We start from the raw sequence: 13,613 nt of genomic DNA, 5'->3' as shown, positions 1-13,613 counted from the left end.
TGGGCCGGCCGTGGGTGTGGGGGCTGGGCCTGGCCGGGGAGGCCGGCGTGCGCCAGGTGGTCGAGGACGTGCTCGGGGAGTTCGACCTCACCCTGGGCCTGACCGGCCACACCGCCGTCGACCAGCTGACCCCGGAGGTCCTCGTCCGCCGCCCCTGACGCCTGCGGTGGTCGACGCAGCGCGGAGGCGGCACAGTTCCCTGGTGACCGCCCCCTCGTTGCGCGCCCAGCTGTTCCGGCGCAAGCCGGTGTCGCTGGCGGACGCCGACGGGGAGGGGGAGCTCGCCCGCCGGATCGGTCCGCTGCAGCTGATGAGCTTCGGCATCGGCGCCACCATCGGCACCGGCATCTTCTTCGTGCTGTCGACGGCGGTGCCCGAGGCCGGCCCGGCGGTCATCGTCAGCTTCGTGATCGCCGCGGTGACCGCCGGCTTCACCGCCCTCTGCTACGCCGAGCTCGCCTCCAGCATCCCGGTGGCGGGCAGCTCGTACTCCTACGCCTACGCCACCCTCGGTGAGGTCGTCGCCTACGTGGTGGGCTGGTGCCTGCTGCTGGAGTACGCGGTCAGCTCCGCGGCGGTGTCGGTGGGCTGGAGCGAGTACCTGAACCAGCTCCTCGACGACGTCCTCGGCGCGCGCATCCCCGAGGCCCTGTCCGCGTCCCCCGGTGCCGGCGGGGTGGTCAACCTGCCGGCGATCGTGCTGGTCACCCTGTGCTCGCTGCTGCTGGTGCGCGGTGCCAGTGAGTCGGCCCGCGCCAACGCGGTGATGGTGGCGGTCAAGGTGGCCGTGCTGCTGCTGTTCGTCGTCATCGCCTTCAGCGGCTTCGACGGCGGCAACCTCACCCCGTTCGCTCCGCTCGGCGCCGCGGGGATCAGCGTCGCGGCGTCGTCGATCTTCTTCTCCTTCATCGGGCTGGACGCCGTCTCGACCGCCGGTGAGGAGGTCCGCGACCCGCGGCGCACCCTGCCGCTGGCGATCATCGGCGCGCTCGTCGTCGTCACCGTCGCCTACCTGCTGGTGGCCGTGGCCGCGGTCGGTGCGCAGCCGGCCGGGGAGTTCGCCGGCCAGGAGGCGGGGCTCGCGGTGATCCTCGAGCGGGTCACCGGGTCGAGCTGGCCGGGCATCGTGCTGGCTGCCGGAGCGGTGGTGTCGATCTTCTCGGTGACGCTGGTGACGATGTACGGGCAGACCCGCATCCTGTTCACGATGAGCCGCGACGGGATGGTGCCCCCGCTGTTCAGCCGGGTCGACCCGCGCACGCTCACCCCGCTGCGCGGCACCGTCGCGGTGGCGGCGTTCGTCGCCGCACTGGCCGGCTTCCTGCCGCTGGACTTCCTCGTCGACCTGACCAGCATGGGCACGCTCGTCGCGTTCTCCGTCGTCTCGGTGGGGGTGGTCGTGCTGCGGCGCACCCGGCCCGACCTGCCGCGCGGCTTCCGGGTGCCCGGCTACCCGGTGGTGCCGGTGCTGTCGGTGGCGTTCTGCCTGTACCTGATCACCGGGCTGTCGGCCACGACCTGGCTGTTGTTCGCCGGCTGGCTGACGATCGCCGCCGTCCTCTACGTCACCTACGCCCGCACCCACTCCGCGCTCCGGACGACGACGCGATGACGGTGCTGCTGGGCTGGGAGGCCGCCGAGCACGGCACCGGGGACGACGCCGCGCTCCAGCTGGCCGCCGGGCTCGCGCTGGCCGAGGACTCCCCCGCCGTCGTGGCGACCGTGGTGCCGCCGGGCCCGATCAGCGCGATCGCCTCCCGCATCGACCGGGAGTACCGGCAGTGGCGGGCGGCGCTGACCGCGACCCGCCAGGCCGAGGCGGTGACCGGGTTGCGCCGCGCCGGGGTGGACGACGTGCGCACCGCGGTCGTGCCGGGGGCGTCGGTGCCCGCGGGGCTGGTCGAGGCGGTGCACCGGTACCGGGCGCGGCTGCTCGTGCTGGGTGCGGCCGCGGCGGCGTCGCCGGGCCGGTTCTCCGCGGGATCGGTGGCCGAGCGGCTGCTGCACAGTTCGCCGGTGCCGCTCGCGCTGGCCCCGCGGGACTGGGTCTGCCAGGGGCCGCCGACCCGGCTGACCTGCGCCTGGGCGGGGACGGCGCGCTCACGCGAGGCGCTGGCCACCACCCGGGCGGCGGCCGAACGCTGGGGCGTGCCGGTGCGGATGGTCACCTTCGTGCCCGAGCGAGCCGCGATGCTGCCCTCGGAGACCGGGCTGCGGGTCGAGCAGCTGGTGAGCGAGGAGTGGGCAGGGCAGGCGCGCGGCTCGCTGGACGAGGTCGTCGGCAGCTGGGCGGGCCCGGGGTCTGCCCCGGAGACGATCCTGGCCCGCGGGACCGGCTGGGCGGGGGCGGTGGCGGCCGTGCCGTGGGAGTCGGGTGACGTGCTGGTGGTCGGCTCGTCGCGACTGGGCCCGCTGGCCCGGGTCTTCCTCGGGTCGACGGCGACGACGATCGTGCGCGCCGCCCCGGTGTCGGTGATCGTCGTCCCGCGTGGCGCGGACGGCACGCCGTCACGCTCTTGACGTCCGAGTGTGGTCTGAGTCACAGTCGGCTGCGGGCGGGGGAAGCCGGCTACCAATGGCCCTCCACTGCTGGAGGGACCGACCAACGCGGCCAGACCGTCAGGACCGGCCCCCCGCCCGCCAGCTCCGATCACTCACCCGGCGACTGCCCCTCGCCCGGCGCAGCGGTCGGCGCGGGTCCCGGAGCCGGTTCCGGGCTGGGCTCGGGCTCCGGTTCCGGGCTCGGCTCGGGCTCCGGCTCGGGGCTGGGCTCTGGCTCGGGGCCGGGCTCGGGCTCGGGGCTGGGCTCCAACTCGGGGCTGGGCTCCGGGCTCGGCTCCGGCGTAGGCGTCGGTTCCGGCGCGGGCTCGGGGCTGGGCTCCGGCGTAGGCGTCGGCTCCGGCGCGGGCTCCGGACTGGGCTCCGGCGTAGGCGTCGGCTCCGGCGCGGGCTCCGGACTGGGCTCCGGCGTAGGCGTCGGCTCCGGCGCGGGCTCCGGACTGGGCTCCGGCGTAGGCGTCGGCTCCGGCGCGGGCTCCGGACTGGGCTCCGGCGTAGGCGTCGGCTCCGGCGCGGGCTCGGGGCTGGGCTCGGGAGCTGGTTCCGGGGCAGGAGCGGGGTCCGGCTCGGGAGCTGGTTCCGGGGTCGGCGTCGGGCGCGGCGGGCTGTACCGGGCGCCGTTGCTCACCAGCAGCACGACCTGCTGCCCGGGCGGCACCGGCGTCCCGGCGGCGGGCCGGAGCCCCACGACGCGGCCGGCCGGCACCGCGGCGTCGACGACCCGGCGCACCGGCTCGTAGCCCGCCTCCGCCAGCAGCGACCGGCAGGCGGTCGCCCCGTTGCCGACGCAGCCACGGGGGACCTCGGCGCTCGCGCCGCGCAGGTACTCCGGGTCGGCCGGCGGGAAGGGCGCGGCAGGACGGCCGGAGAGCACCGGTGTCATCGCCTCCCGCCAGATCGTCGCCGGGATGCCGCCGCCGAAGCTGCCGACGTCCCGGTTCTCCCGCGGGTCGTAGACCATGACCCCGGCCGCGAACTCGGGCGTGTACCCGACGAAGGTCGCCGAGTAGTTGTCCTGCGAGGTGCCGGTCTTGCCGGCGATCTCGTGGCCGGGCACGTACGCCCGGCGACCGGTCTGGCCCGGGTGGCCCGGCTCGACGTCCTTGCGCAGCGCCTGGCTCACCGTGGCGGCGATGCCCGGTGCGATCGCCTCGGGCGTGCACTCGGGCTGCCCGCCGAGGGGCTGGCCCTCCGGGCCGGTCAGCGGCTGGCCGGTGCGGTCGAGCACCTCCTCCACCAGCAGCGGGCGGCAGGCGGTGCCGCCGGCGGCGAGGGTGGCGTAGGCGTTGGTGAGGGCGAGCGGGCTGGTCGGCTCGGCGCCGAAGGTGAACGAACCGCGGTTCTCTGCCACGACCTGGTCGGCCACCGGGTCGAGGCTGCGCAGGCCCATCCGCTGGGCGACGCGCACCGGCCCCTCGACGCTGCCGAGCAGGTCCTCCAGCGCCAGGAAGTAGGTGTTGGAGGAGCGGTAGAGCGCCTCCTCCATGTCCAGCCGGGCCGGGAAACGGCCGGCGTTCTGCACGTCGTAGGGCTCGTCGCCGTCCCGGTAGACGCTGGAGACGTACGGATCGTCGGTGCGCAGTTCCAGGTCGAGGCCGTAGCCGGCCTCCATCGCGGCGACCGCGGTGAACACCTTGTAGGTGGAGCCGGTGCCCTGGCCCGCGACGGAGGGGAGGACGACGGTGGTCTGCGCGGGATCGCTCTCGTCCAGGCCGTACTCGCGGTTGACCGCCATCGCCAGCACCCGCCCGGTGCCCGGCTGGACGGCGACGAAGATGCCGGCCCGCGGGTCGGTGGTGTCCAGCTCCTGCCGGACGGCGGCGTCGGCGGCCTGCTGCAGCGCGGGGTCCAAGGTGGTGCGGATGGTGAGCCCGCCGGCCTGCAGGCGGTCGGGGGTGAGGCCGTAGCGGTCGGCCAACTCGTCGAGCAGGTGGCCGCAGAAGAAGCCGCCGATCCGCGCGTCGGTGCAGCCGTTGGGCGGGGTGCCGCCGTCGACGATGCCGAGCGGCTCGGCGCGGGCGGCCTCGGCGGCGGCAGGGTCGAGCAGCCCGACCTCGGCCATCCGGGTCAGCACCAGGTCGCGCCGGGCGAGCGCCCGCTCGGGGGCGGTCACCGGGTCGTAGAGCGAGGGGCTGCGGACCAGTCCGGCCAGCAGCGCCCCCTGCGCGGCGGTGAGCTGGTCGGCGGTGGTGGCGAAGTAGCGCTGCGCGGCGGCGGCGATGCCGTAGGCGCCGTTGCCGTAGTAGACGGTGTTCAGGTAACGGGTGAGGATCTCGTCCTTGGTGTAGCGCTCCTCGAGCGCCAGCGCGATCTGCGCCTCGCTGAGCTTGCGGCCGAGGGTGTCGGCGGTGGCGTCGGCGCGGCCGGCGGCGTCCTGCGCGGTCTGCAGCCGCAACTGCTTGACCAGCTGCTGGGTGATCGTCGACCCGCCCTCGGAGACCTCGCCGGCGGCGATGTTGCGCAGCAGTGCCCGGGTCAGCCCGCGGGGGTCGACGCCGGGGTGGTCGCGGAAGCGCTCGTCCTCGATCGCGACGAGGGCGTCCTTGGCCACCTCGGCGATCTGCTCACCCGGGACCGGGGTGCGGTTGCGCCGGTAGAACTCGGTGATCAGCGAGCCGTCGGCAGCGAGCACCCGGGTGTTGCCGGGCAGCCGGTCGTCGACGGCCGGGTCGTCCAGCGGCTGCACCAGCGCACCGCCCTGCTTGGCGGCGATGCCGACGCCGGCCAGCCACGGGGCGAGCACGCCGGCCACGAGCCCACCGGCCAGGACGACGGCCAGCAGCAGGCGCAGCAGCACCCCGCCGGGAGCCCGGCGACGCCCGCGCGCGGGCTCGACGTCCGGCAGCAGCCACGGCTGCGACTCCCTGGCGATGACCGACACCCCCGGCGCCTCGGCGAGTGGGCGGGCGCCCACCGAACCCGACTGCACTGCTCACCAGGAGGGGTGGGGATGCGTGGATGCGGGGATCGCAACGCGACCGTCATGTGCCGCAGCGGCCTCGCGAGGGGGCCGGACGGACGAACGGCCCCGCTCTCCGAGGAGAACGGGGCCGTGCGCTGTCTCAACCAGACGTGCACCCGAAGGGACTCGAACCCCTAACCTTCTGATCCGTAGTCAGATGCTCTATCCGTTGAGCTACGGGTGCCTGTGTTCAGTTGTTGCGCGGAGGCTCCGGGATTTGAACCCGGGATGGGGGGTTACCCCAAACCGCATTAGCAGTGCGGCGCCATAGACCGGACTAGGCGAAGCCTCCCGGATTCCGAGTTACCCCGGAACCACCGAGAAAGAAGGCTACCAGCGCCTCACGGGGAGTCCCAACGGGGGTCCGCCGACCACCTTCCCCGACAGGACCGCCTCCCGCACAGTCGTGGTCTGCCCACCACCTGTGGGCATACCACGACCCGCCACGCAGGAACACCGGGGAGGCGGCCTTCGCGGTCTGCCCACCACCCGCGGACAGACCACGACTCTCCGCAGGACGACTCCGGAGAGCCGCCTTCGCGCTCTGCCCACCCGGGGTGGGCAGAGCACGACTGTCCAGCAGGTGCCCCTCAGGCGGGGACGACGTCCCGCCGCGGCGCCGCGGGCACCGACGGACGACGCCCCGGCAGCAGCGTGACCGCCACCGCGACCCCCGCCGCCGCGGTGGCGAGGACCAGCGCGCCGGACACCCCGGCCGAGGTCTCGATCAGCGCACCGCCGGCGGCCGCCCCGATCGCCGAGGCGCCGAAGGAGACGGTGGAGAGCCAGGTGAAGGCCTCGGTGGTCGCCGACGCCGGGGCGATCGCCCCGACCAGCGAGCTCTGCACGGTCAGCGTGGGGGCGATCGCCGTCCCGCCCAGGAAGAGCAGCACGCCGAGCAGCCACGGGCTCGACACGGCGGCCAGCGGCGCCAGTCCGAGGGTGATGCCGAGCATCCCCCAGCGGTACTGGCGGGGCAGCGAGACGCTCAGCACCCGGGCGCCGAACCAGAGGCCGCCCAGCGACGAGCCGAGGGCCCACACCGCGAGCAGCACCCCGGACATCCCCGGGCTGCCGGCGGCCGAGGCGAACGCCGGAACCGCGACCTCGAGGGCGCCGATGCCGACCATCAGCGCCGTGCCGCTGAGCAGCACCCGCGGCATGCCCGGGGTGGTGACGGTGGCGAACAGCCGGCGCGGGCCGTCGGCGGCCACCGGCCGCCAGGCGCGCATCGCCCGGCTGGTCGCGATGCCCAGCGCCCCGGCCACCCCGAGCACGCCGGCCACGGCGAGGGCGACCGACGGGCGGGCGAGGAAGGTGAGCGCGGCGACGAGCGTGGGGCCGGCGACGAACACCAGCTCGGTCGCGGTGGCGTCCAGCGCGTAGGCGGTCGGGCGCACGCGCGGGTCGACCCGCGACCACAGCGCGCGCACCGTGCCCGACACCAGCGGCGTGCTGGCGCCGATCCCGGCGGCGGCCAGCAGCATCGCCCACACCGGGGCCCCGCCGAGCACCACGAGGGCCCCCGCCCCGAGCAGCACGGGGTGGACGACGGCCTGCACGAGCAGCACCCGCCGCGGGCTGCGACGGTCGGCCAGCCGGCCGAGCACCGGGGCCATCACGGCCGTCGCGATCCCGAACATCGCCGACACCCCACCGGCGACCGCGTAGGAGCCGGTCTGCCGCTGCACCATGAGCAGCAGCGCGAGGGGGATCATGGACGACGGCAGCCGGCCGGCGAACCCGGCCAGCAACAGCACGGGGGCGGACGGGAGCCGCCACACGGCGAGGTACGAACGCATGGCTCTGCTCACTTCGGGGTCGTGCGAGGCAGGGAATCCGTAGGGGTCGAACAGACGTTGACCGCCTACAGATTTCGGAGGTTACGGACCGATGGGGTAGGGAGTCAAATGAACTACGACACCTACGGGTCAACGGCTGTCGAACTGGCCATCGACCTGGCCAACGCAGCGGTCGAGGACCCGGCCGGTGTGCAGGCGTTCCTGAGCGCCCACGACGAGTGGTTCACCGACGGCACCGCGCTCGACCTCACCCCCGACGAGGCCGCGGAGGTGGCCCGCACGTCCGCCCTGGTGCGCGAGGTGGCGCTGGCCGACGGCGAGCAGGCGGTCAAGCAGCGGCTCAACGCCCTGCTCGCCCTCGCCTCGCCGCGGCCCTACGCCACCGACCACGACGGCGAGCTGCACCTGCACTACGCCCGGCCCGACGCCGACGCGGTCGAGCAGCTGACCACGACCGTCGCGATGGGCCTGTCCCAGGTCGTGGTGCAGCACGGCTGGCGCCGGCTGGGGGTGTGCTCGGCCGACGGGTGCGCCGACGTCTACGTCGACACCTCGCGCAACGCCAGCCGCCGGTACTGCTCCAACACCTGCGCCAGCCGCTCCACCGTCGCCGCCTACCGGGCCCGCCAGCGCACCTGATGGCGGACCTCCCCGCCTCCCGCCGCCCACGCGCTCGCGGCGGGCCCCGGCCGGCCGACCGGCCGAGCACCTTCCCACCCCTGGCCTGGGACGCCGCGCTGCACGCCCGGATCGGCCGGTTGCCCGCCACGTCGGCCGACCGGTGGCTGCGCCGGCTGTCCACCACCGCCGACCGCGGCGTGCTGTGGCTCGGCCTCGCCGCCCTGCTCGGTCTGCGCCCCGGGCGGCTCCGGCGGGCCGCCGTCCGGGGCGTGGGGTCACAGCTGGTCACGAGCGCCCTGGTGAACCTGGTCCTCAAGCGGCTGTTCGGCCGGGTGCGGCCCGACCCGGCCGGCGTCGCCACCTCGCGCACCCTCCAGCGGGCGCCGCGCACGCCCTCGTTCCCCAGCGGGCACGCCGCCTCGGCGGCGGCGTTCACCACCGGCGTGGCACTGGAGCGCCCCGCGCTCGGCGCGCTGCTCGCCCCGGTGGCGCTGGGCGTCGGGTACTCGCGGGTGCACGTCGGCGTGCACTACCCGGGCGACGTCGCCGCCGGGTTCGCCGTCGGCTCGACGCTGGCACTGGCCGGGCGGCACTGGTGGCCGGTGCGGCCCACCGAGCCCGCCCGGGTCCGGCCGGCGGCCGACGCCCCGGCGCTGCCCGACGGCGCCGGCCTGGTGATCGCGGTCAACCCCCGGTCGGGCCGGGACGGCTCCCGCCCGGCCGAGGACATCGCGCAGCTGCTGCCGGCGGCGGAGGTGCTCGAGCTGACCGAGGACGCGGGGGTCACCGAACTGCTCGGCGCGGCCGCCCGGTCCGGGCGGGCCCGGGCACTGGGGGTGGCCGGCGGCGACGGCAGCGTGGCCGCGGCCGCCGCGGTCGCCCTCGCGCACGGGCTGCCGCTGGCGGTGGTGCCGGCCGGCACGCTCAACCACTTCGCCCGCGACCTGGGCGTGGCCACCGCACCGGAGGCGGCCGGGGCGGTGGAGCGCGGCGCGGCGGTCGAGGTCGACGTCGCCGAGGTCAACGGCGTGCCGTTCCTCAACACCGCGAGCATCGGCAGCTACCCGGAGCTGGTCCGCCGGCGCGACCGGCTGGCCGGTCGGCTGGGCCGGTGGCTGGCGCTGACCGTCGCCGCGGCGCAGGTGCTCCGGCACGGCAGCCCCGTGGAGCTCGAGCTCGGCGGCCGGCGCGTGTCGGCCTGGATCCTGTTCGTCGGCAACGGCGCCTACGTGCCGCGCGGACTCTCCCCCGCCTGGCGACCACGCCTGGAGGACGGGCTGCTGGACGTGCAGTACCTGCGCGCCGACCTCCGCTTCGGCCGCACCCGGGCGGTGCTGGCCACCCTGCTGGGGATCGGCGAGCACAGCCGCTCCTACGCGGAGTGCCAGGTGCCCGAGCTGCGGGTGCGGTCGCTGTCCGGCCCGCAGCAGGTCGCCTACGACGGCGAGCAGGGTGAACGGGCCACCGAGTTCGTCTTCACCAAGCGTGCACGGCTGACCGTCTACTGCGCCCGCTGAGGAGTCGCCGCGCTCCTGCCGAACCCCATTCGCACCCCTGCGTCACACCCGTAACGCGAGAAGTCCACATGCCAACGACGAACCGACCACCTCGGCAACATGTGTGCCACCCAGAGCAGATGGGCGGCAGACCTCGACCACTAGAAAAGGAAGCATGATCGTCGCGGTGGTCGCAGTGACATGGCTGACAGCTGCCCTCGGGGTGGGCGTGGTGCTGGGCCGGGGGATCTCGGCGGCCGACCGCCACGAGGCAGACCCCGACCTCCCCTGGCGTTCGGACGAGCCGCTGTACGTGGCCGACGTCCTCGCGCACGCGCCAGGCGCCGTCACCCGCTGACCCCCCGGCCAGCCAGCCGCTCCGTCGGGCTCGTTCGGCAGAGCAGCGCACTTCTCACTACGGTCCCAACGCAGAGGTTGCCCCGGCATCGTCCAGGGCACTGCTCCTGCCACGTCACCGATGGGAAGAGGTCGCAGATGTTGGTCCGCCGGATAGCCCGCCCGCTGCTCGCGTCGTCGTTCATCTACGGGGGGATCGACACCCTCCGGAACCCGTCGACCCGGGTGCCCGGGGCCACCCCGGTCGTCGAGCAGCTCACCGAGGTCGCCGACAAGCAGCTCCCGATCGAGGTCCCCCGGGACGTCGAGCAGTGGGTGAAGATCAACGCCGGGGTGCATGTGGGCGCCGGCAGCCTCTTCGCCATCGGCCGCCTGCCGCGGGTCTCCGCCCTGACCCTGGCCGGCTCGACGGTGTTCACCACCCTGGCCGGCCACCGCTTCTGGGAGCACGAGGACCCGGAGGAGCGCTTCGGGCAGCTGTCGAACTTCCTGAAGAACGCCGGCCTGCTCGGCGGGCTGCTGATCGCCGCCGTGGACACCGAGGGCCGGCCCTCGGTGGGCTGGTGGGCCCGGCGCAGCGCGGAGAAGGCGGTGCACGGCGCCGAGGCCAGCTACGAGCGGGCCTCGAAGCGGGCCGCCAAGGCGCAGAAGCGCGCGGCCAAGCAGTCGAAGAAGACGAAGCGCTGACCGACCAGCTCACCCCCGCGGGCGCGCTCCGGAGGATCGCCTTCCTCCTGGAGCGCGCCCGCGAGCCGTCCTACCGGGTGCAGGCGTTCCGCACCGCGGCGACCGTCGTCGCCGGCCTCGACGACGCCGAGCTCGACCGCCGCGTCCGCACCCGCACGCTCACCGATCTCAAGGGCGTCGGGGAGAAGACCGCCGCCGTCGTCACCGAGGCGCACCGCGGTGGGGTGCCGGCCTACCTGCAGCGGCTCGAGGACGCGCACGCCGAGCTGGCGCCCCTGGCCGACGACGCCGCCGCGCTGCGGGCCGCGCTGAAGGGCGACCTGCACGCGCACTCGGACTGGTCCGACGGCGGCAGCCCGATCCGGGAGATGGCCGAGACGGCGATCGCGCTGGGCCACGAGTACCTGGCGCTGACCGACCACTCCCCCCGACTGACCGTCGCCAACGGGCTGAGCCCCGAGCGGCTGGAGCAGCAGCTGGACGTGGTGGCGGCGCTGAACGAGGAGCTGGCGCCCTTCCGCGTCCTCACCGGGATCGAGTGCGACATCCTCGCCGACGGGTCGCTCGACCAGACCGACGAGCTGCTGGGGCGGCTGGACGTCGTCGTCGCCAGCGTGCACTCCGAGCTGCGGGCGCCGCGGGAGCAGATGACCGAGCGGATGCTCGCGGCGGTGGCGAACCCGCACACCGACGTGCTGGGGCACTGCACCGGCCGGCTGGTGATCGGCCGGCGGCAGCGCAACGGCACCCAGAAGCCGCGCCCCGAGAGCGACTTCGACGCCGAGGCGGTGTTCCGGGCCTGCGCCGAGGCCGGGACGGCGGTGGAGATCAACTCCCGGCCCGAGCGGCTCGACCCGCCCCGCCGGCTGCTGACCCTCGCCGTCGAGCTGGGGTGCGAGTTCGCCATCGACACCGACGCGCACGCCCCCGGTCAGCTGGACTGGCAGGACTTCGGCTGCACCCGCGCGGTCGAGTGCGGGGTGACCGCCGACCGGGTGGTCAACACCCGCTCCGCCGACGAGCTACTGGCGCGCCCGCACCGCTGACCGGGCCGGCAGCTGCCACGCCGCACCGAGCTGCGCGTCCAGCGCCGGGTCGAAGCGGTCCAGCCCGCCGCCGGGGTAGGGCGTGAGCTCGCCGAACCACACCTCGCCGTCGACGTCGTAGAGATCGACCCGGACGAAGTCGAAGGCCGCACCCAGCGCCTCGGCGACCTGGGTCAGCTCGTCCAGGGACGCCGGCGGCGCGGTGACCGGGCCGGGCGCGACCTCCTCGTCGACGTCGACCGGCGTCCAGTCGGGGGTGTACAGCCGCCGCCGGTGGTCACCGAAACGGCCGGTGTCGACCTGCACCAGGCGCACCCGGCCGCCGAACACCAGCAGCTTGACGTCGGCCGGCGGCTCGCCCGCCCCGAGGAACTCCTCGACCAGCAGCACCCGCCGGGCCTGCGAGTAGACCCACTCGCCGCGGGTCCGGTACAGCGGCTCGTCCAGCCAGCCGGCGGTGACCCGGCGCAGCTGCTCGACGTCGGGCCGCCCACCGCCCAGGTGCACGCGCATGGTGCCGTGGTTGGGCTTGAGCACCCAGCGGCCGGGCAGGTCGGCCCCGGCCAGGCCGGCGACGTCGGTGCCGGTCCAGAGCACCCGCGGGATGCGCAGCGCGGGCAGCACGACGGCGGCGTAGGCCTTCATCGCGAGCTTGTCGCCCAGCTGACCGATCAGCGGGCGCCGGTCGTGCACGACCCGCCAGTTGACCTTCTCGGTGAAGGTCCGCGGCACCCGGGGCGGCCAGCGCCCGTGCGCCCGCCGGAACAGCACGCCCCGCTTGGCCGGCAGCGGCAGGCGGTCGACCACGGCCGGGGGGAGGCGCACCGGGACAGTCTGCAGAGCGGCGCGATGGGGGTGCTCGTAGGGTCGGCGGCGTGCGGACGACAGCAAGCCGGCCTTGACCGGGCACCCCGCCCCCGGCACCGTCGGCTTCGTCGCCAAGGACCCGTGGCACCCGGCGATCCGCCGCGAGCAGATGATCGCCGCCGAGCTGGTGCACCGCGGCAGCGCCGTGCGCTTCGTGCAGCCCCCGGCCGACTGGCGGCGGGTCCGCGCCGATGCCGGCGGCTGGGCCCGGCACCTGCTCCGCGGGCACTTCCGGCCGGCGGCTCCCGGCGTCGAGGTGACCGAGCGCTCCACCGTGCTGCCCGGCTCGCGCAGCCGCACCGCCGAGGTCGGCGACGCCGCGCTGCTGGGCGCCTTCCTGCGCCGCTCGGGCTGGGACCCGGAGCTGACCGTGCTCCAGCTGCCCTGGGACTGGCGGGCGGCGCGCGGCCTGCCGGGCCGGGTGGTGTTCGACTGCACCGACGACTGGGCCCGGCTGCTCCCGCACGCCCGCGGCCTGCCCGACCAGCTGCGCCGGGTCGCCGACGAGGCCGACGAGGTGGTCGTGGTCAACCAGGTGCTGGCCGGGCTGTTCCCCGGGCGGACGCCGGTGGTCGTGCCCAACGGCACCGACGAGGCGTTGCTGTCCGCGCCGCGCACGGTGGGCCGGGTGCCCCGGTCGGCGGTGTACGTCGGCAGCATCGCCGAGCGGTTCGACGTCGACCTGGTCCGGGCGGTGCTCACCGCGCTGCCGGACTGGACGCTGGACGTGTACGGACAGCTGGTGTTCTCGCTGCGCGCCCGGCCGGCCCGGGAGCGGTTCCTGGCGCTGACCCGGGAGTTCCCCGGCCGGTTCCGCCACCACGGCCTGCTGCCCCGCGAGCGGCTGGCCGGCGTGCTCGACGCCGCCGCGGTCGCCCTGGTGCCCGACCTCCCCAGCGTGGCGCTGGGCCAGTCGTCGATGAAGAGCTACGACTACTGCGCGCGCGGGGTGCCGGTGGTCGCGACCGCCGGCCACCTGGAGCTCTCCAGCGACGCTCCCCCGCACGTCGCCGTGGCCACATCCGCGGCGGAGCTGGCCGCGGCGATGGTCGCCGCCGGGGAGGAGCCGGCCGGCTGGGCGGCGGCCCGGGTGGCGTGGGCGGCCGAGCGCACCTGGGCCCGGCGGACCGACGCCTGGCTGGAGGCCGCCCTGGGCCGCCCGGTGGCCAGCCCCGCCTGAGCGCCGGGTGGGACGGAACGTCACGAAGGCGTCACC

12 protein-coding genes and 2 tRNA genes are annotated in these 13,613 nt (G+C 75.4%); 9 read left to right on the top strand and 5 right to left on the bottom strand.

The features are described 5' to 3' along the window. Window positions 1–14: 14 nt before the first annotated feature. From ACI79A_RS02685 to ACI79A_RS02675, 3 genes are read left to right on the top strand one after another with little or no spacing between them, the layout of a single operon-like run. Window positions 15–158, top strand: a complete 144-nt coding sequence (locus ACI79A_RS02685; protein ID WP_457079655.1) for an alpha-hydroxy-acid oxidizing protein — start codon at window positions 15–17, stop codon at window positions 156–158. Between the two features lie 44 nt (window positions 159–202). Beyond that, on the top strand, window positions 203–1,612 hold the full coding sequence (locus ACI79A_RS02680) for an amino acid permease (protein WP_457079639.1): 1,410 nt from the start codon (window positions 203–205) through the stop codon (window positions 1,610–1,612). After that, entirely contained in the window at window positions 1,609–2,520 is a 912-nt protein-coding gene (locus ACI79A_RS02675; RefSeq protein WP_457079637.1) for a universal stress protein, read from the top strand. Before ACI79A_RS02680 ends, ACI79A_RS02675 begins: the two co-directional genes overlap by 4 nt. Window positions 2,521–2,650: 130 nt before the next feature. Here ACI79A_RS02675 and ACI79A_RS02670 read toward each other — a convergent pair whose 3' ends face one another. The 4 genes from ACI79A_RS02670 to ACI79A_RS02655 all read right to left on the bottom strand — a co-directional run bounded on the left by ACI79A_RS02670 (window position 2,651) and on the right by ACI79A_RS02655 (window position 7,323). Then, complete coding sequence (locus ACI79A_RS02670; RefSeq protein ID WP_457079635.1) at window positions 2,651–5,473, bottom strand: transglycosylase domain-containing protein; 2,823 nt, start codon at window positions 5,471–5,473, stop codon at window positions 2,651–2,653. Between the two features lie 159 nt (window positions 5,474–5,632). Then, window positions 5,633–5,705 (bottom strand) — tRNA-Arg (locus ACI79A_RS02665). Window positions 5,706–5,723: 18 nt separating this feature from the next. After that, window positions 5,724–5,813 (bottom strand) — tRNA-Ser (locus tag ACI79A_RS02660). Window positions 5,814–6,111: 298 nt separating this feature from the next. Further along, window positions 6,112–7,323 (bottom strand): MFS transporter, encoded by a 1,212-nt coding sequence (locus ACI79A_RS02655; RefSeq protein WP_457079633.1) that lies wholly within the window; start codon window positions 7,321–7,323, stop codon window positions 6,112–6,114. A gap of 108 nt (window positions 7,324–7,431) precedes the next feature. On the opposite strand from ACI79A_RS02655, the gene ACI79A_RS02650 reads away from it, so the two are divergent. The 5 genes from ACI79A_RS02650 to ACI79A_RS02630 all read left to right on the top strand — a co-directional run bounded on the left by ACI79A_RS02650 (window position 7,432) and on the right by ACI79A_RS02630 (window position 11,530). After that, on the top strand, window positions 7,432–7,962 hold the full coding sequence (locus tag ACI79A_RS02650; RefSeq protein WP_457079631.1) for a CGNR zinc finger domain-containing protein: 531 nt from the start codon (window positions 7,432–7,434) through the stop codon (window positions 7,960–7,962). After that, entirely contained in the window at window positions 7,962–9,461 is a 1,500-nt protein-coding gene (locus tag ACI79A_RS02645) for a phosphatase PAP2 family protein (protein WP_457079629.1), read from the top strand. Before ACI79A_RS02650 ends, ACI79A_RS02645 begins: the two co-directional genes overlap by 1 nt. Before the next feature lie 166 nt (window positions 9,462–9,627). Next, entirely contained in the window at window positions 9,628–9,798 is a 171-nt protein-coding gene (locus ACI79A_RS02640) for a hypothetical protein (RefSeq protein ID WP_457079627.1), read from the top strand. Between the two features lie 137 nt (window positions 9,799–9,935). After that, window positions 9,936–10,484 carry a DoxX family protein gene (locus ACI79A_RS02635; RefSeq protein WP_457079625.1) on the top strand — a complete coding sequence of 183 codons (549 nt, stop codon included), beginning with the start codon at window positions 9,936–9,938 and terminating at the stop codon, window positions 10,482–10,484. Further along, entirely contained in the window at window positions 10,481–11,530 is a 1,050-nt protein-coding gene (locus ACI79A_RS02630) for a PHP domain-containing protein (protein ID WP_457079653.1), read from the top strand. The genes ACI79A_RS02635 and ACI79A_RS02630 overlap by 4 nt, the downstream gene beginning before the upstream one ends. Here ACI79A_RS02630 and ACI79A_RS02625 read toward each other — a convergent pair. Then, a complete protein-coding gene (locus ACI79A_RS02625; protein WP_457079623.1) occupies window positions 11,507–12,355 on the bottom strand; it encodes an ATP-grasp fold amidoligase family protein in 849 nt (282 codons plus the stop codon). The genes ACI79A_RS02630 and ACI79A_RS02625 overlap by 24 nt on opposite strands. 73 nt (window positions 12,356–12,428) lie before the next feature. On the opposite strand from ACI79A_RS02625, the gene ACI79A_RS02620 reads away from it, so the two are divergent. After that, window positions 12,429–13,577 carry a hypothetical protein gene (locus ACI79A_RS02620; protein WP_457079621.1) on the top strand — a complete coding sequence of 383 codons (1,149 nt, stop codon included), beginning with the start codon at window positions 12,429–12,431 and terminating at the stop codon, window positions 13,575–13,577. Window positions 13,578–13,613 lie beyond the last annotated feature (36 nt).

The organism is Modestobacter sp. SYSU DS0657, assembly GCF_054050925.1.
The sequence above is the reverse complement of the archived record's forward strand: the minus strand, read 5'-3'. Positions and strand labels throughout refer to the sequence as shown.